Origin of the sequence: Actinomadura sp. DC4, from assembly GCF_030406325.1 — a bacterium.
GTDB lineage: Bacteria > Actinomycetota > Actinomycetes > Streptosporangiales > Streptosporangiaceae > Actinoallomurus.
The window spans coordinates 1-623 of the sequence record NZ_JAUEQY010000092.1 but is presented as its reverse complement, the minus strand read 5'-3'; the positions used below and the strand labels follow the sequence as shown (position 1 = coordinate 623).

The 623-nt window shown below is 73.8% G+C and carries 1 protein-coding gene; it reads left to right on the top strand.

Going from position 1 to position 623, the window contains the following annotated elements:
* The coding region (locus QWU11_RS47095; RefSeq protein ID WP_290121139.1) for an acyltransferase domain-containing protein at nucleotides 1-623 on the top strand (623 nt) is incomplete at both ends.

Sequence of the window (623 nt, the reverse complement as noted above, 5' to 3'; positions counted from 1 at the left end):
TGGCCTCCCTGGGCGTCGGCGCCGAACAGGCCGAACCGCTCCTCCTCGACGGCGTGGCGGTGGCCGCGGTCAACAGCCCGTCCGCCACCGTCGTCTCCGGCCCGCCCGACCCGGTACGCGCGGTGGTAGCCGCCGCCGAAGGCCAGGGACTGCGGGCACGGATGATCGACGTGGACTACGCCTCCCACGGCCCTCAGGTCGACCAGATCACCGATGAGCTCACCGAGGCGCTGGCCGGGGTCGAGCCCCTGCCCGCGTCCGTCGCCTACTACTCGGCGGTGACCGGCACCCGGATCGACACCACGACGCTGGACACCGCGTACTGGGTCACCAACCTGCGGCAGCCGGTCCGCTTCGCCGACGCGATCGCGGCCCTGCTCACCGACGGCCACCGGATCTTCGTCGAGGCCAGCGCCCACCCCGTCCTGACCACCGGCCTGGAAGAGTGCTTCGAGCAGGCCGGCGTCACCGCCGCAGCGATACCGACGCTCCGCCGCGACCACGGCGACCTCACCCAGCTCACCCGCGCGCTCGCCGGCGCGTACGGCAGCGGCGTCCCGATCGACTGGACCCGCTGGTACCCCGACGACCCGGCGCCCGGCCTCGTCGACCTGCCCACCTAC